Raw genomic sequence first — 15,254 nt, forward strand, 5'->3', positions numbered from 1 at the left:
GGCCCCCCCCCCCACACCCGGCACAGCGGAGCATCGCCTCCGCTAGCGCTCCGGCGATTCACGTCTCAGGACGACGAGGCTAGCGGGCGTCGACCTCTTCGCGGACGGCGTGCGACCCGTGCGCTTCGTCGTACTCCTGGAGCGAGCGCGCGAGGGCGGCGACGGCCTGGGCGGCCGGCCCGTCCGGGGCCTGCTCGATCAACGGGGTGCCGGCCGAGTCGGCTTCGGTGACCGCGTCACTCCAGGGCACGTAGGCGGCGAGCTCCAGGGAATGGCGCTCGCAGAAGGCGCCGATGGCCTCCGCATCGCCCTCCGAACGGACCTTGTTACCGAGGACGGCGACCCGGGGGATCTGCAGCTCCTCGGCGAGGACCGCCATGCGCCGTGCCGTCTCCAGCGAGCGGTAGTAGGGCTCGGTCACGAGGAGCAGCTGGTCCACGTGGCGCGCGGTCCCACGGCTGAGGTGCTCCGGCGACGCCTCCATGTCCATGATCGTGGCGATCTCCCGCCGCATGCCGAGGTCGCCCAGCAGGGCGCCCACCACCGCGTGCGCAGAGCACAGGCAGCCTTCGTCGGCGTGCGCGGGCATGCCCATCAGCACGACCCGCACCCCGTCTGGGGCCAGCGTCGCGTGCTGCTCCAGGGCGTCATCCACCGTGGTGGTCAACGCGGTCCCGCCCAGACGCCGGGACACGAGCGCGGTGGGCATGCCACCAACTTGCGCGGCGGTCTCCCGGTCCACGCCGAGCGCAAGCGACAGGTTCGGGTTGCTGTCGGCGTCGATGCCGACGACGGGCCAGCCGCCGCGCGCGAGCGTCCGCGCGAGCGTGGCAGAGATGGTGGTCTTGCCGGCGCCACCCTTGCCGGCGAGCGCGATCCTCATAGCTGTGTCGAGTGGACGCGATCGACCAGCGTCTCGTAGCGGACCAGGTACATGCCGAGCAGCCGGTGGACCTCGCGCAGGGATCCGGCCCACGCGTGCAGCCAGTCCCGCCCCTCTTCGGTGAGGTCGTAGGTGCGCCGGGCGGGGCCGGAATCGGAGTGCTCCCACCAGGAGCGGACGAGCTGCTCCTGCTCCATGGCGCGCAGCGTGCGGTACAGCCCGCCCGGGTCGGCCTTCTCCATGCCCAGGACGCTGACCTGCTCCAGGAGCTCGTAGCCGTGCGAGGCACCCTCACCGAGCAGCAGCAGCAAGCACGGCCGCAGGTAGTTCCGGGGAAGCCCCCCGGGCGCGTCGTCTATGCGTGACGTTGACATCAGCGATCCCCAGCTGTCGGCGTCTAGTGCTCGTGCTCGTGCTCGTGCTCGTGGCTGTGCTCTCCGCGTGCCGCCGCGCAGGCGTCCGCCTCGTCGGGGGAGGCGTGGCACCAGCAGTCGGCGCTGCACTCGCCGTGTGTCGGGCGGGTGAGGTCGGCGAAGGAGGACGCGAACTCCGCGGCCCCCTCCTCGGTGCCCTGTGGCGAGAGGGTGAATCCACTCTCGGTGCGCTCCAGGTAGCCCTCCTCGACCAGCCGGTCGAGGTAGGTGACGCCGATCTCCGAGCCGACGCCGAGGAAGCGCTCCAGCAGGCGCGGCGTCACGACATCACCGAGCCCCTCGCCACGCAGCCAGAACATCACCTGGAGGATCTCGCTGCGCCAGAACAGGGCACGCAGGGCTTCGGACTTGGGGGTCTGCAGTTCAGCCACGGATCTTCACTCCTCGCACCGCTCGACGGTCTTGCGTGCTAGCTGATCGGTTCCCCGGTGAGCCGCTCGGCCTCGTCCGCGACGTTCGCGAGCGCCGCGCCGATGGTCGTGAGCTGCCGGTTGATCCGGGTGATTGACGGGCCGATCGGTTCGCACTGCGACTCGATGGCTCGCACACCGAAGTTCGTCCTCCCAAGGTACCCTGCTGTCGCCTGCAGCGAGCGGCCGATCTTGACGAGGTAGACCGCGAGGACCGCGACCACCAGCGCGATCTCGAAAGCGGTCAGGACCACCAGCGTCGTGCGCACGGGCTCACCCCCCCCTCGCAGACCGGAGGAACTCGTCGTGGCGGATGGCTTCCGCGGTGAGCTCGTCCAGCCGCTCGGACGTCTGCGTCAGCATCCAGGTGGTGGAGGTGTTGCGGGCGACCTGCTTGCCGGCCTCCCATATCGCCTCGGCACCCCGCTCCACCCGTCGGAGGTAGCCGAGGAAGACCTGCAGCAGGACAACCGCTACCACGGCGACGACGCCCCCGAGGCCGAGGGCGACCATCCAGAGGGCCTCGTCCGTCATGATTCCACCGCATCCTCGCTGTGCTCAGCCTCCCCGGTCTCTGCCGGCTCCCCGGCCAGCGCCCGCCGGATGGTCGTCGCGGCGACCACGATGCGGGTCACGGCCAGATTGGTGCGCTCGACCTCCCACAGGCCCTGGGTGTTGTCACGCCCGGCGTGCAGCGCGTCGAGGATCGCCTCAGCCCTGGTAGCGGTCGTGCGCACCCCCACGATCATGAGCAGGAGGAGCACCACGACGACCACCACGACCGCCCCACCGACGGTGAAGCCGATGACCCAGCCAGCGCTCATGGCGCCCTCCTCGCGTTCGCGGTCGCCCGATCGATGTCCTTTCCCCAAGAGTATATGTAACGCTCACGTACGGTCCACTAGTCTTTATGTGTGCCAGACGTCGTGCCAGACGTCGTGCTAGTGCGTGGCCTCGGTCATGCCGGGGTCGAAGCCGTGGATGGTGCGGATGGCGTCGATGCCAGTGCGCTTCCCGTCGGCCGGCTCCTCGATGATCGGGGTGCCGATGAGCGCCTCCTCGAGGGGACCGGGGACACCGGCGTCGTCCCGTGGGGAGCAGTTCCACGTCGACGGGCCCACGATCTGCAGGGTGTCCACCCGGCGTTTGGCGTTCTGGCGGAACCAGTGGCCGTTCATGCCGCGGCCCGAGTCCCAGAGGCTGATGCCGGCGCACTCCTCCTTCGGGATGCTCCAACCGTTGGAGACGTTGGTCTTGATCCGCCGCAGGAGGGTGAAGCCGTCGAGCACGCACAGCGCGGCGCACAGGCCGGAGAACGCCACGCCGTACGCGTCGGCCCGCAGCCGCTCGAGGGTGTTGACCCGCTTGGGGATGTGCCACTCGACGATGGTCTCGGGCAGGAAGTTCTCGGGGACGAGGATCTTGAGGCTCGTCCCGGTGGGCTCGATGTAGTCGTTGGGCGGGAAGTCCGTCCGCATCGCGGCCAGCCACAGCCGGCCGAGCGGCGTGCTCTCGACCACGTGGCCGTTCCACCGCGGCGCCGTGGCCCACGAGTACGCGCCGTCCCAGTCCCGTGGACCGGGGGCGGCGATCGTGGTCTTGTTCCACGGGTGGTTGGCCGGCAGCGACCCACCGCTCGGGTCGGTGCGACCGGTGGTCTCCCATGGTTGGTAGAAGGAGTGGCGGACCGACTCCCCGATGCCCGCGTTGACCTCGCTCAGGCGGTCGGTGACCAGCGAGCCGTCGATCATGACCCCCGTCGGGGCCAGGCGCCGCCGGGCGTCGTAGTCGAGCCCGGCCCAGCTGCCGTCGTAGCCTTCCTCGGCGTTGTGGTCCCAGGCGCCGGCGTGGATGAAGCTGGCGGGCCGCTCACCCTGCTCGGCGAAGCGGGGATCGGCCTCGTAGAGGAAGTCGATCAGGTCGTCCCAGATCGCGATGACCTCCTTGACGTAGTCCACCGACTGGTACAGGCGCGTGTAGTAGGCGGTGAAGTTGCCCACCGTGAGGGTGGAGCCCACCCCGCCCGGGCTGAGCACCGAGGGGTGCGGGTACTTGCCGTACGTCAGGTTGATCATCTGCAGGACCTTGCGGCCCGCGGGGATGGTGTCCCACCAGTACCTGCCGTGCACGTAGGTGAGCTCTTCCATGATCCGGCCGATGGTGCGGTAGCCGTGGGTCTTGAAACCCGGAGCCTGCGTGCGCTGGGCGAGGTCCCACACCCACGGCGTCGTCTTGCGCACCACGGCGGCGGAGTAGTCGGGGCCCGCGCGCACCGCGAGGTGTGCGGCGTGCAGCCAGATCGCCTCGGTCGCCTGCGCGATGCCGCGCAGGGCGAGCGCCATCGGCGGGGGAGGGCACCCCCAGGCCATCTCCTGGGCGATGGACGAGCTCGTCTGGCTCTGGGAGCCGGACCAGCCGCACACGCGGGAGACCAGCGCCATCACGTCGTGGGGGTCGCGACCCAGAAGGATCGGCTCGTAGCCGCGGAACTGCGTCCCTGACACGTGCGCGTCAGTGATCGTCGATCCCTGCGTCTCGACCCGGACCCCTAAGCCGCCACCGACTCGGGTCATCGGGTCGATGAGCGATGTCGCGCGGGCAGCCTGTGTGCTGCCCTCCCGCCGCTCTGGGATCGTCGTCGCGGGAGCCGCCATCTGCAGTGCCTTTCCGTGGGCCGTGGATTCGCGCTTTCCGGTGTCACGCCGGCGGGGAGACCCATCGACGCGTCAACCGGCATGGTGGGCGCGAAACGGAGCCGGCTCAATAGGTGGGATCTCCACCTAGCCGCGCTGCGCACCCTGTCGCCTACATCTACCGGTGCGGGTCGGCATCACGGTATGCCCGGTATAGGCGATACACCACCCCATCGGGGACCCGAGCGGGCTCGATCGGGCAGGGCGCTCGCGGCGGCTAGGTCTTCGGGAACGCCGCGGGGAACATCGAGCGGATGCTGCCTCGGAGCTGGCGGACGTACTCCTCCTCCTCCGGTGCCAGCTGCGCGGCGGCGGTGACGGCTGAGGCGGCCCCTTCGGCGTCACCGGCGCGGCTCAGCATCTCCGCCGCCGCGCACAGCACCTTCCACGCGTCGTTGCCCTCGGCCGCCACATCCCGCGCTTCGGCGGCGAGCGCCCGGATGCGGCGCACCGCCGTCTCCGCCCCGGCCGACTCCAGCGCGAGGACCGCGGTCACCCGGGCGTAGCAGAACGCCTGGACGACCAACTGGCGGTCCTTGGGGGAGCGGGACAGGAAGTCGAAGGCCGCCAGCGCCTCGGCGGTCTCCTCGAGGAGCGGCTCCACCATCTCGAGTGCGTCGGACGCATCACCGGTCCCCAGCTCTGCCTGGGCGGTCTGGACGCGTTGGAGGATGTCGCTTCCCGGGGTCATGACGTGCAGAATACGCACGGTGGGGGACGCGCATCCAGAAGTGGGGCTACTCCGGGACGCTCAGTGCCGGTATCATGTAGCCAAGGCGGCGCAAGCCCCGCCGGCAGCCGCCGGCTCGGCACCCCGTCCACAAGGCTCGATGCTCGTCAGGCGAGAGCGATGCGCGAAAGGTGGCCACATGAAGACGAAGTCAGCAGCACGGGTCAAGCTCCTGGAGCGGTACACCAAGCCGAATCGAGGCGCGTACGTGTGCACGGTCCCCGGTTGCACCACCAAGACCAAGCAGGACGGCTTCTGCCCCACCCACGACGGCATCCCCCTGCGCCTGCTGAAGGCGAACTACTAGGTCCCTGAGAGGTCGCCGCAGGGATCGTGACCCGGTCGGGCTCACGATCCTCGCGGCCGCCCTCACAGGTGTCGCTCGATCTCGGCGAGCGTGGCGTCCACCTCCGCGCGGCGTCGAGCCTCGTCGCCGTCGAGGAGGCCGGGCATGTCGGCGGCTGCCCGCTGCACGAGCGCAGCGTGGCCCTCGTCGGGATCGCGGGCCCACAGGCTCCACGCATCGCCCCGCAGGCCGGACACCTCGATGCCCACGAGGGCGCCGAGCGGCGCATCCTGCTCGATCAGTGCCAGGCCCTGCGTCTCGAGGAAGCGCTCAAGCGCTCCGCGGAGCGCGTGGACGGCATCGGGCAGGTGGTCGCGCACCAGCACCGCGCCCTCGATGCGGATGGCCAGCGGATGGTCGCCGGCCAGCAGCAGGCACCCCTCGAGGTGCGCGTCGGGGGAGACGCCGGCGGTGGACCCGCCGACCCATCGCGCGAACAGGTCCGGGGTGGTCACCTCGGGGCCGCGCGGGGCCCCGAATGGGTGCGGCAGCGGCAGATCGGACATCGATGCCTCCTTCCCGAGCGAGCCCAGACGCAAGATTCGGTCTCCGTTCCGGGCAATCCGACGGTACCCTGGGGATCGAATCATGACTAGACCCTTGACGTCGGCGACCTACCTGTTACCGTCATCTAGTAGACGTCGGGCACCACCAGCAGCCCCAGAGACACGACTGCCGTCAGACTCAGCAGCCACGACGATCAAAACCCGAGCAGGGTAGAAGGGCGCATTTATGACCGGCCCAGGCACCTCCACCGGCCGCCCGGTGAGTGAACTTTCCGACTACGACCCGTTCGCGCCAATCGCGATGCGCAGCAGGGTTCCGTCGACCGAGCCTCCCAACCAGATGCGCCTCGGTCCGCTCGACAAGCTGTACCTGATCTGGATGGTCGGCGGGTCCTGCGACGGCTGCACCATCGCCGTCGCCGGCGCGACGAACCCTCCGGTGGAGCACCTGCTGAACGGCATCGTGCCGGGTCTCCCGCGGCTGGAGCTGATCCACACCGTCGTCTCCACCGAGTCCGGTCCCGAGTGGATCGAGAACCTCTTCATGGCCGAGCGCGGCGAGCTCGACGCCCCCTTCGTCATCACCTGGGAAGGGAGCATGTTCGACGAGACCAAGTCCGGCGATGGCTTCTTCATGGGTCTCGGCGACGACGTGGCCACCGGACAGCCGATCACGTCCGCCGAGTGGATGAAGCGTCTTGCCCCCAAGGCCGCCGCCGTCGTCGCCATCGGCACGTGCGCGACCTGGGGTGGGATCCCCGGCGCAGAGGGCAACATCACCGGGTCGATGGGGGTCATGGACTTCCTCGGTCGCGACTACCGCTCCGCGTTCGGCGTGCCCGTCGTGAACGTCCCCGGTTGCTCGCCGGTCGGTGACAACTTCATGGAGACGGCCGCGGCGGTGATCCTGTTCCTGCAGGGTCTCGCACCGCTGCCGGAGTTCGACGAGCTCGGCAGGCCGGCATGGCTCTTCGGTGAGACGGTGCACCGCCACTGTCCGCGGGCGGGCTACTACGAGGAGGGTGTGTTCGCTGAGGAGTACGGCGACAAGGAATGCCTCGTGGAGCTGGGCTGCTGGGGCCCGGTCGTGCAGTGCAACATCGCCGAGCGCGGCATCGTCAACGGCACCGGCGGCTGCATGAACATGGGCGGCATCTGCATCGGCTGCACGATGCCGGGATTCCCGGACAAGTTCGCGCCGATCTACGCGTCGTCGCCGGGCTCGTTCGTGTCCAGCAGCGCCTCCAAGGTCGTCGGAGGCGCGATCCGCCGGATGCGTCGTCTCACGATGGAGGACAAGAACATGACCACCCGCTGGACCGAGGACGGTGCCCCCTCCGGGTGGGCGCGGTACCGGTCCGAGCCGGGCCAGGCGAAGAAGCTGTTCTACAAGGCCTACCGCGCCCGGCAGCGGGCGAACAAGACGTGATGTAAACGGAGAAGTGCTGGCGTCGCGGAGGCGCCACTGAGAACACAGGGAGCCCCACATGTGTTTCAAGAACCTGCCCGTTGAGTTCGACGACCAGGGAAAGGCCAGCCTGAAGGAAGGCCTGGCCAACCCCTGGTCGATCGACGGAAGCAAGCCCAAGGGCTTCACCAAGACCAAGACCGCCCGCGTCGCCGGCGGTGCGGTGGCCACCGAGCCCCAGGTCCGCGACTGGATGATCGACCCGATCACCCGGGTCGCCGGTGCCCTGGCGGTCCACGTGCAGCTGGATCTGGAGAAGCGCGAAGCGGTCGAGTGCCACTCCATGGCGATGCTGTTCCGCGGCTACGAGCTCATCCTCGAAGGCCGCGACCCCCGCGACTCGATCGACCTGACGTCGCGGGCCTGCGGGGTGTGCGGTGGTGTGCACGCGACCACCTCGGCGCAGTGCATGGACATGGCCTTCGGGGTGAAGCCCCCGCCGATGGGCGTCCTGGCGCGCAACCTCGGTGAGCTGGCCGAGATGCTCTACGACGCGCCGATCCACCTGGGTCTGCTGAGCGGCCCGGACTACTCCACGCCGCTGGTGGAGGTCACCAATCCCGAGATCGTGCGCAAGGCCGAGAAGACCCTCGCGCCCAACTCGGGGCTGCACGGCTACGAGACGATCAAAGACATCATGGACGCCATGGCGCCCCTGACGGGCAAGATCTACCTCGAAGCCATCCAGATGACCCGCCTCGGCCGCGAGATGGTGAACCTGTTCTACGGCAAGTTCCCCCACCCCTCCACGCTCGTACCCGGCGGGGTCACCACCACCATCACCACCTCCACCTTCAACGAGTACAACTCGCGGCTGATGAAGTTCATCGACTACGCCAAGCGGGTCCAGGGCTGGTGGAACGACGTCTTGGACTTCTTCCTGGAGTGCAACCCCCGCTACGCCGACGTCGGCCACCGCCCGACCAACATCGTGCAGCTCGGCGCGTGGGACGACCCCGAGGCCTACGACGAGACCTACGCCAACATGGGCAAGTGGGGCGAGCGGCGGTGGTGCACCCCCGGCGCGGTCATCAACGGCGAGCTGGTCACCACCGACCTGCAGCAGATCGACGCAGGCTACGAGGAGTTCGTCGAGCACTCCTTCTACGAGGAGTGGGTGGGCGGCAGCCAGAAGTTCCAGACGCTGCCCAACGGCGCGCCCGCGTCGCCCTACCACCCGTGGAACAAGATCACGATCCCCAAGCCCGGCGCCCGCAGCTTCAAGGAGAAGTACACCTGGGACTGCACCCCGCGCTGGGACCGCCAGGTCTTCGAGACCGGCGTCTACGGGCGCATGTGGGTGACCGCGCTGGCGCAGAAGATCCGCCCGAGCGACTTCGTCGAGTCGACCGGTGACGGGCTGAACATCAACCTGATCCGGGGCGAGCTGCCGGAGACGCACCTGTTCTGGAAGGTGCCCGAGCGCATGAACGCGTTCGAGCGCAACCGCGCCCGGGCGTACTCGGTGGGCTGGCAGGCCGCGACGTGCCTGACCGTGCTGATGGAGGCCTACGACTACTGGCGTCGTGGCGAGACCAAGGCCTACACCCAGTTCAAGGTCCCCAAGGACCACCGTCTCGGCGTGGGTCTGTGGGAGGCCGGCCGCGGCTGGATCAGCCACCACATGGAGATCGACAAGGGTCGCATCGTCAACTACCAGATCTCGACCCCGTCGACGATCAACGCCTCGCCCTACGATCCCTGGGGCCAGCCCGGTCCCTACGAGCAGGCCGTCATCGGCACCCCGTTGCTGGAGCAGAACGCCGACGATAACCTCAAGGGCATCGACATCCTGCGCACGATCCGCAGCTTCGACCCGTGCATGCCGTGTACGACGCATGTCGATACCGGCAAGGGCGTCATCACCCGCGAGGTGAACTCGTGCTCCTGCACGCTGGAATGAGGGACGAGCCCTAGTTTCATCACCACATTCGACCGGCGCCCCCCACGAGGATCCCGTATCCGTGCGGAAGATCTTCGTGGGGGGCATCGGCAACCCCTTTCTCGGCGATCTGGACTTCGGACCGCAGTTCGTCCGCCGGTACCTGGAGGCGGACTGGCCTGAGGGGGTGCTCCTGCGCGACTCGGCCGAGGCTGCACACCGCGTCCTGCACCAGTTGCAGGAGGTCGAGCCCGACCGGGTCATCTTCGTCGCGGCGTACCCGCGTGGGGACCCGCCAGGGACCATCCGGCGCTATACACTGGACCAGGATGCGGACGACATAGACCTCGAGGTGCTAGCCGGCCGCCTCGGCGAGGCAGCCGGCGGCGTGATCGACGTCGACTGCACCTTGATGGTGGCCCGCTACTACAAGGGTCTGCCCGCCGACGCCGTGTGCATCGAGGTCGAGGCAGTGGACGAAGCGTTCGGCACGGTGTTCTCACCGGCGGTCGAAGCAAGCTTCGAGCCGGTCCGCAAGATGGTTCACGACGAGGCCGCGCGACCCTGGGAATGACGACCCTCGGAGCGTGGATGACAGCGAGGGAACGATGGATCCCGAAGAAGTCGACTACGACGACATGCTCAGCCAGATGGCCTCGCTCGTGGAGGAGGTCGACAGCTCCACCTCGGAGTTGCGGGGCCCCGTCCTGGAGCTGCTGGACTACCTGGAGGCCTGGCACCGCGAAGGGCTGACCCGTCTCGTGACCTCCCTGCCCCCGGAAGCGCTGGACGCCGCACGCGAGGACCCGGTGGTCGCGCACCTGCTCGACACGTACCTCGCCGACGACGAGGACGGTGGCGATGCCAGTGCCCTCGTCGAGGAGGCGTTGGAGGAGATCCGCCCCTACGTGCACACCCACGGCGGGGAGATGGAGCTGGTCGAGATCGACGGCGGCGTGGTGACGCTCTCCCTGATGGGCGCCTGCGACGGCTGTCCCTCCAGCATGGTGACCCTCACCCAGGGTGTCGAGCAGATCCTGCGGGACCGCTGGCCGGACTTCCGGGCCCTCAAGGTCGCCGGCGAGGACGAGCCCGTCTCGGAGCCGGCGCCGCAGCAGCTGCTGCAGATCCAGTCGCTCAAGCGGGATTAGGAGGCGATGACGTGGTGCTCGATCCCGAGGGGCTCATCTTCCGGACCCGGGCGCTCGGGCAGACCCACCCGTTCACCCCGCGCGCCTACCGGTACCTGAACGCCCGGGTCACGCACGAGCGCAAGGCACAGCCCGCGGAGGAGCTCGGGATCTGGGCCGGCAACGCCATCACCGTCGGGTACTGCCTGCGCTGCGTCGAGGAGCAGGACACCGGCCGGATCATCGACACGCCCCCCGAGCCGCTGCCAGACGACTTCGACGCGGCGGCCAGTCACATCACCCAGCTGATCCGCACCGAGGGTGCCGAAGCCTACCTGCTGTACCCCGAGGAACGCGTCATCGATGCGCTCGACCACCTGATCATGGGGGAGCTGGAGCGCCGGCTCGGCACCCTGGACGCCGTGGTCGAGGGTCGCGCGGGGGAGAACAGCGACGACATCACCGAGTATCTCGCCTGGTGGGTCATCAAGGGGTACGCGCTGCGGGTTGCCGACCACCTCGTCCCCGAGACGGCTCAGGCGAAGTAGGCCTCCAGCGCGGCGCGGGCCGCCGGCTCCACCTGGTCCCAGGACGCGCCCGCGTCCTTGTTGACCGTCACCGACGTGGGCAGCAGCATCGCCCCCGAGACCCCCTCGAGCTCGAGGAGCGCCTTCGCGAGCGCGTCATCGGTGGCCGCGGGGTCGGTGAAGAACCGTCCCCGGGGCTCTTCCTGCACGGGCTTGTCCAGCACGAAGCGCCGCGCGTCCGGGTTCGGGGTGTCTTGGATGCTGATGTCGACGGTCACGTCGGTGGAGCCTAGCGGGCCGGGTCGTCCCTGTCGCGCCCAGCTCATCCCCAGGTGGGTCGGTTCACCCCCGTGGCTCCCCCGTCGGGTGGAGGCCGGCGGGGTCGGTCTGGCGCACACTGACGGTGTGACAAGCGCTCGCGTCGCCATCAACGGGTTCGGCCGGATCGGCCGGCAGGTCTTGCGCCAGCTCGCCGACGACCGAGACGTCGCGGTGGTGGCGGTCAACAGCGGGCGTGGTCGGCCGTCGAGCCTTGCTCAGCTCTTCTTCTACGATTCGATCTACGGGCGGTTCAGCGGCGACGTCGCGCACGGTGACGACCACCTCCTGGTGCAAGGGCGGCGCATCGATGTCCTGACCGAGCGCGACCCCCGCAAGCTGCCGTGGTCAGCGATGGGGGTCGATGTCGTGATCGAGGCGACCGGCAGCTTCAACCACCTGGAGGGGGCGGCGGCGCACCTCGATGCGGGGGCGCGCAAGGTGCTCATCACCGCTCCTGCGCGCAACGTCGAGCTGACCGCCGTCGTCGGCGTCAACGACGACACCTACGACCCCGAGACCGACCACGTGGTGTCGGCGGCGTCGTGCACCACGAACTGCCTCGCGCCGATGGCGAAGGTGCTGCATGAGGCCTTCGGCGTCGTCGGGGGGCTGGTCACCACCATCCATGCGTTCACGCGCGACCAGGAGATCCACGACGCCATTCACGACGATCCGCGTCGCGGTCGGGCGGCGAGCATGAACATGACGCCCACCAGGACCGGGGCGGCCAAGGCGATCGACAAGGTCATGCCCGAGATCGCGGGCATGCTGGTGGGTATCGCGGTGCGCGTTCCGGTGCCGGATGTGTCACTGACCGACCTCTCCGTCGTGCTGGAGCGGCGTACCACGGTGGAGGAGATCAACGACGCGTTCACCGCCGCCAGCGAGGACCCACCGTGGGCGGGGGTCCTGGCGGTCAGCGGCGAGCCGCTGGTGAGCTGTGACTACGTGGGCGACCGGCACTCGTGCACGGTCGACCTCGACTCGACCCGGGGCGCGGCGGGCAACCAGTTCAAGGTGCTCGGCTGGTACGACAACGAGGCCGGGTATGCCGCTCGGGTGGTCGACCTCGTGCGTATGCTCGCCGGGACGCGCGCCACGCGTGATCGGCCGCAGCGGGTCGTGGGCGCGGTCCCCGGGCGGCGGGTGGCGGCCGTCGTCGCGCAACCGACGTCCTAGGCCCGCCCGCCCGCGTGACGTTGGCGCCCGGTGCGGCCACGGCTCTGAAGCGACGCGTGACCGCACCGAACGGATCTGGAGATTTGCGGGACAACCCCAGAGTGCTCCATAAAACCTTCACGGTCTAGTGGGAATTATCGGCCCAATACTGAACAGACGGTTGACGGACGTGGAAGAGGCCCGGGCGGTCGCCAGGGCCCGGGCGGTCAGTCGGACAGGTTCATCGGTCGGGACACGGGGTACATCAATGGGCGACCGGGAGCCCACTGTTCGGTCACCACGATGGTCGACCGACAGCCCCCTATGGACTCGAAGGAACGTGCTATGAGTGAACGCACCCGCGCATCCGCCAACCCCGACCGCACGCGTACTGACATCGACGACGAGCCCAAGAGCGAGTGGGTCGAGCCAGCGGTCGACGACAGCATGGACCGCGACGCCCTCAGCGGCTCGCATCCGGAAGGTGACCAGGTCACCGCCGAGATGGCCGACAAGGCGCCCTGGGACAGCGACAAGGACGACTTCGGCGGCCGGTCTGACCCGGACAAGAAGGTCAACGAGGAGCGGCCGCACTCACCACGGTCGTCCACCCAGCGGTAGTCACGGTGCACGGCCCCGCCGCCGCGGGTTAAGATCGCCGACGCCAGGTCCGGCTTCCCCGGGGGGCGACCCTCCAGTCGATTCCTCCAGGGGAAGCCGCGACGGTAGCGGGACCGTACGGTCGTCGCTCACACGGCGAGGGAGAGTGACCACAGTGACCCACCACGACCACCACCACGACCTCGAGGCCACGGCGGCTGCCATGGTGGCGCCCGGCAAGGGCATCCTGGCGGCCGACGAGAGCAGCGGGACCATGTCCCAGCGCCTCGAAGCTGTCGGTGTGCCCGCGACAGCCGACAGCCGGGGGGCCTGGCGCGAGCTCATCATGACCACCCCGAACATCGGGCAGTGGATCAGCGGCGTGATCCTCTACGACGAGACCATCCGCTCCACGGTGTCCGACGGCAGGGGGTTCGCCGAGGTCGCGACGCAGGCCGGGGTCCTGCCGGGGATCAAGGTCGACACCGGCGCGAAGCCGCTGGCCGGCTCGCCCGACGAGAAGGTGACGGAGGGCCTCGACGGCCTGCGCGAGCGCCTTCACGAGTACGCCGAGATGGGGGCGCGCTTCGCCAAGTGGCGCGCGGTGATCACCATCGCCGAGGGGATGCCGACCACCCAGTGCCTCCAGGCCAACGCCCACGCGCTGGCGCGCTACGCGGCGCTGTGCCAGGAGGCCGGGATCGTGCCGATCGTCGAGCCCGAGGTCCTGATGGATGGCGACAACGACATCGACCGGTGCGAGGAGGTCACGACCGCCACCCTGCGCGCGGTGTTCAACGAGCTCGCCGGACAGCGCGTCTCCCTCGAGGGGATGGTGCTGAAGCCCAACATGGTCCTGTCCGGTGCCGCCGCACCCCAGCAGGCGTCCGTGGAGGAGGTGGCCACGGCCACCCTGCGCACCTTCCACCGCGTCGTTCCCGCGGCCGTGCCGGGCATCGCCTTCCTCTCTGGCGGCCAGTCCGACGAGCTCGCTGCCGAGCACCTGAACGAGCTCAACAACCGCGGCGACCAGCCGTGGGAGCTGAGCTTCTCCTACGGGCGCGCCCTGCTCGCCACCGCGCTGGAGACCTGGCGCGGCGAGGACGCGAACGTGGCACCCGCGCAGGAGGCGCTCGCCCACCGGGCACGCTGCAACGCGGCCGCCCGCGACGGGAAGTACACCGCGAAGATGGAGCGCGAACCCGCACCCGCGTAGGGGCCCGCCTCCCACCCGACAGGGGGTCGGCGTCGAAGTACCAGCATGGACTTCGACCTCGATCGCTACTTGCGCAAGTCCCGCAAGCTCGACGTCGAGGATCTCGACTGGTCCGCGGTGGCGCGTCATCCGCTGCGGACCGGCGAGGCCCGGTGTCTGGCCTACATGATGGACGTCGAGTCGCACACCGTCGTCTACCTGCGTGACCTGCTGTCCACCCGGGCTGCGCTGGAGCCGGACGTGACGGCCTTCCTGTCGTGCTGGGTGTATCTGGGTGTATGAGGAGCTGTGGCACGGGGAGGCGTTCAGCCGTTTCCTCGGAGAGGCCGGCTATGCACTGGGGCCCGACCGCCAGGCGGTCACGGCCACCGACTCCTACCCGTCGCGCCGGGCACGCAATGCGTGGATCCGTCGTGCAGCCGCTCGCGGGGGGATCGTCTCCCACCTCGCGATCATGGCGGCGTCGGGGCTGTCGCGGGACTTCGTGGCGGCGCACATGACCTGGGGTGCGGTCAACGAGCTGTCGACGCTGACCGGGTACCACCGCATGATCGCCAACACGGAGCATCCGGTGCTGCGCGACCTGCTGGAGCGTATCGTCAAGGACGAGCGGCGCCACTTCGCGTTCTACCGCGCCCAGGCGCGGCTACGGCTGGCCGAGAGCGCGCGGGCACAGAAGGTGACGCGGTGGGTCCTGGAGCACCTCTGGTCCCCGGTGGGCACCGGCGTGCGCCCCCAGGCCGAGACCGACTTCGTCATCGCCGAGCTCTTCGGCGGCCAGGACGGCCGGGGTGCCATCACGGAGATGGACAACGTCGTGCACGCCCTGCCTGGCCTGGCCGGCGTCGGGCTCTTCGACCGTGCGTGCTCCCGCGTCATCGCGGCGGCCTAGTGTCCTGAGACGTGAATCGCCGGAGCGCCAGCGGAGGCGATGCTCCGCTGTGCCGGGT

21 protein-coding genes are annotated in these 15,254 nt (G+C 69.3%); 11 read left to right on the forward strand and 10 right to left on the reverse strand.

What is annotated here, in order from left to right; translation table 11 throughout:
• Positions 1–79: 79 nt before the first annotated feature.
• The 8 genes from WD250_06245 to WD250_06280 form a co-directional block, all read right to left on the reverse strand.
• Positions 80–883, reverse strand: coding sequence for an AAA family ATPase (locus tag WD250_06245; protein ID MEX2619802.1), 804 nt, complete (start codon positions 881–883; stop codon positions 80–82).
• Positions 880–1,257: a helix-turn-helix transcriptional regulator gene (locus WD250_06250; protein ID MEX2619803.1), complete on the reverse strand. Its 378-nt coding sequence runs from the start codon at positions 1,255–1,257 to the stop codon at positions 880–882. The genes WD250_06245 and WD250_06250 overlap by 4 nt, the downstream gene beginning before the upstream one ends.
• A gap of 23 nt (positions 1,258–1,280) precedes the next feature.
• The gene (locus tag WD250_06255; protein ID MEX2619804.1) at positions 1,281–1,688 is read right to left on the reverse strand and encodes a hypothetical protein; all 408 of its coding nucleotides are present in this window, start codon (positions 1,686–1,688) and stop codon (positions 1,281–1,283) included.
• Between the two features lie 38 nt (positions 1,689–1,726).
• Positions 1,727–1,996 (reverse strand): hypothetical protein, encoded by a 270-nt coding sequence (locus WD250_06260; protein MEX2619805.1) that lies wholly within the window; start codon positions 1,994–1,996, stop codon positions 1,727–1,729.
• Between the two features lie 4 nt (positions 1,997–2,000).
• Complete coding sequence (locus tag WD250_06265; GenBank protein MEX2619806.1) at positions 2,001–2,261, reverse strand: hypothetical protein; 261 nt, start codon at positions 2,259–2,261, stop codon at positions 2,001–2,003.
• Positions 2,258–2,551 (reverse strand): hypothetical protein, encoded by a 294-nt coding sequence (locus WD250_06270; protein ID MEX2619807.1) that lies wholly within the window; start codon positions 2,549–2,551, stop codon positions 2,258–2,260. Before WD250_06270 ends, WD250_06265 begins: the two co-directional genes overlap by 4 nt.
• 117 nt (positions 2,552–2,668) lie before the next feature.
• Positions 2,669–4,231 carry a nickel-dependent hydrogenase large subunit gene (locus WD250_06275; GenBank protein ID MEX2619808.1) on the reverse strand — a complete coding sequence of 521 codons (1,563 nt, stop codon included), beginning with the start codon at positions 4,229–4,231 and terminating at the stop codon, positions 2,669–2,671.
• A 406-nt stretch (positions 4,232–4,637) separates the two neighbouring features.
• Complete coding sequence (locus WD250_06280; protein ID MEX2619809.1) at positions 4,638–5,111, reverse strand: hypothetical protein; 474 nt, start codon at positions 5,109–5,111, stop codon at positions 4,638–4,640.
• A gap of 178 nt (positions 5,112–5,289) precedes the next feature.
• On the opposite strand from WD250_06280, the gene WD250_06285 reads away from it, so the two are divergent.
• Positions 5,290–5,457 carry a hypothetical protein gene (locus tag WD250_06285; GenBank protein ID MEX2619810.1) on the forward strand — a complete coding sequence of 56 codons (168 nt, stop codon included), beginning with the start codon at positions 5,290–5,292 and terminating at the stop codon, positions 5,455–5,457.
• Positions 5,458–5,519: 62 nt separating this feature from the next.
• On the opposite strand, the gene WD250_06290 is transcribed toward WD250_06285, so the two are convergent.
• Positions 5,520–6,002, reverse strand: coding sequence for a hypothetical protein (locus tag WD250_06290; GenBank protein ID MEX2619811.1), 483 nt, complete (start codon positions 6,000–6,002; stop codon positions 5,520–5,522).
• A gap of 259 nt (positions 6,003–6,261) precedes the next feature.
• Here WD250_06290 and WD250_06295 point away from each other — a divergent pair, with 259 nt between their 5' ends.
• The 5 genes from WD250_06295 (at position 6,262) to WD250_06315 (ending at position 11,030) form a co-directional block, all read left to right on the forward strand.
• Positions 6,262–7,431 (forward strand): hypothetical protein, encoded by a 1,170-nt coding sequence (locus WD250_06295; protein MEX2619812.1) that lies wholly within the window; start codon positions 6,262–6,264, stop codon positions 7,429–7,431.
• 58 nt (positions 7,432–7,489) lie between these two features.
• Positions 7,490–9,373, forward strand: coding sequence for a nickel-dependent hydrogenase large subunit (locus WD250_06300; GenBank protein MEX2619813.1), 1,884 nt, complete (start codon positions 7,490–7,492; stop codon positions 9,371–9,373).
• 61 nt (positions 9,374–9,434) lie between these two features.
• Complete coding sequence (locus WD250_06305; GenBank protein ID MEX2619814.1) at positions 9,435–9,926, forward strand: hydrogenase maturation protease; 492 nt, start codon at positions 9,435–9,437, stop codon at positions 9,924–9,926.
• 13 nt (positions 9,927–9,939) lie between these two features.
• Positions 9,940–10,503: a NifU family protein gene (locus WD250_06310; protein MEX2619815.1), complete on the forward strand. Its 564-nt coding sequence runs from the start codon at positions 9,940–9,942 to the stop codon at positions 10,501–10,503.
• Between the two features lie 11 nt (positions 10,504–10,514).
• Positions 10,515–11,030, forward strand: coding sequence for a hypothetical protein (locus tag WD250_06315; protein MEX2619816.1), 516 nt, complete (start codon positions 10,515–10,517; stop codon positions 11,028–11,030).
• Here WD250_06315 and WD250_06320 read toward each other — a convergent pair.
• The gene (locus tag WD250_06320; GenBank protein MEX2619817.1) at positions 11,018–11,287 is read right to left on the reverse strand and encodes a NifU N-terminal domain-containing protein; all 270 of its coding nucleotides are present in this window, start codon (positions 11,285–11,287) and stop codon (positions 11,018–11,020) included. The genes WD250_06315 and WD250_06320 overlap by 13 nt on opposite strands.
• Before the next feature lie 127 nt (positions 11,288–11,414).
• Between WD250_06320 and gap the strand changes: the two genes are divergently transcribed.
• The 5 genes from gap (at position 11,415) to WD250_06345 (ending at position 15,196) form a co-directional block, all read left to right on the forward strand.
• Positions 11,415–12,509: a type I glyceraldehyde-3-phosphate dehydrogenase gene (gene gap / locus WD250_06325; protein MEX2619818.1), complete on the forward strand. Its 1,095-nt coding sequence runs from the start codon at positions 11,415–11,417 to the stop codon at positions 12,507–12,509.
• 324 nt (positions 12,510–12,833) lie between these two features.
• Positions 12,834–13,109, forward strand: a complete 276-nt coding sequence (locus WD250_06330; protein ID MEX2619819.1) for a hypothetical protein — start codon at positions 12,834–12,836, stop codon at positions 13,107–13,109.
• 145 nt (positions 13,110–13,254) lie between these two features.
• The gene (locus WD250_06335) at positions 13,255–14,304 is read left to right on the forward strand and encodes a class I fructose-bisphosphate aldolase (protein MEX2619820.1); all 1,050 of its coding nucleotides are present in this window, start codon (positions 13,255–13,257) and stop codon (positions 14,302–14,304) included.
• Positions 14,305–14,349: 45 nt separating this feature from the next.
• A complete protein-coding gene (locus WD250_06340; GenBank protein ID MEX2619821.1) occupies positions 14,350–14,586 on the forward strand; it encodes a hypothetical protein in 237 nt (78 codons plus the stop codon).
• Entirely contained in the window at positions 14,579–15,196 is a 618-nt protein-coding gene (locus WD250_06345; GenBank protein ID MEX2619822.1) for a ferritin-like domain-containing protein, read from the forward strand. The genes WD250_06340 and WD250_06345 overlap by 8 nt, the downstream gene beginning before the upstream one ends.
• Positions 15,197–15,254 lie beyond the last annotated feature (58 nt).

The sequence above is a fragment of the Egibacteraceae bacterium genome, assembly GCA_040905805.1.
Taxonomy (GTDB): Bacteria; Actinomycetota; Nitriliruptoria; order Euzebyales; family Egibacteraceae; genus DATLGH01.

What these genes read in the sequence shown, in the direction of transcription:
- WD250_06245 (MEX2619802.1), bottom strand. Translation starts at nt 883, where the DNA reads ATGAGGATCGCGCTCGCCGGCAAGGGTGGCGCCGGCAAGACCACCATC.
- WD250_06250 (MEX2619803.1), bottom strand. Translation starts at nt 1,257, where the DNA reads ATGTCAACGTCACGCATAGACGACGCGCCCGGGGGGCTTCCCCGGAAC.
- WD250_06265 (MEX2619806.1), bottom strand. Translation starts at nt 2,261, where the DNA reads ATGACGGACGAGGCCCTCTGGATGGTCGCCCTCGGCCTCGGGGGCGTC.
- WD250_06270 (MEX2619807.1), bottom strand. Translation starts at nt 2,551, where the DNA reads ATGAGCGCTGGCTGGGTCATCGGCTTCACCGTCGGTGGGGCGGTCGTG.
- WD250_06280 (MEX2619809.1), bottom strand. Translation starts at nt 5,111, where the DNA reads ATGACCCCGGGAAGCGACATCCTCCAACGCGTCCAGACCGCCCAGGCA.
- WD250_06285 (MEX2619810.1), top strand. Translation starts at nt 5,290, where the DNA reads ATGAAGACGAAGTCAGCAGCACGGGTCAAGCTCCTGGAGCGGTACACC.
- WD250_06290 (MEX2619811.1), bottom strand. Translation starts at nt 6,002, where the DNA reads ATGTCCGATCTGCCGCTGCCGCACCCATTCGGGGCCCCGCGCGGCCCC.
- WD250_06300 (MEX2619813.1), top strand. Translation starts at nt 7,490, where the DNA reads ATGTGTTTCAAGAACCTGCCCGTTGAGTTCGACGACCAGGGAAAGGCC.
- WD250_06330 (MEX2619819.1), top strand. Translation starts at nt 12,834, where the DNA reads ATGAGTGAACGCACCCGCGCATCCGCCAACCCCGACCGCACGCGTACT.
- WD250_06340 (MEX2619821.1), top strand. Translation starts at nt 14,350, where the DNA reads ATGGACTTCGACCTCGATCGCTACTTGCGCAAGTCCCGCAAGCTCGAC.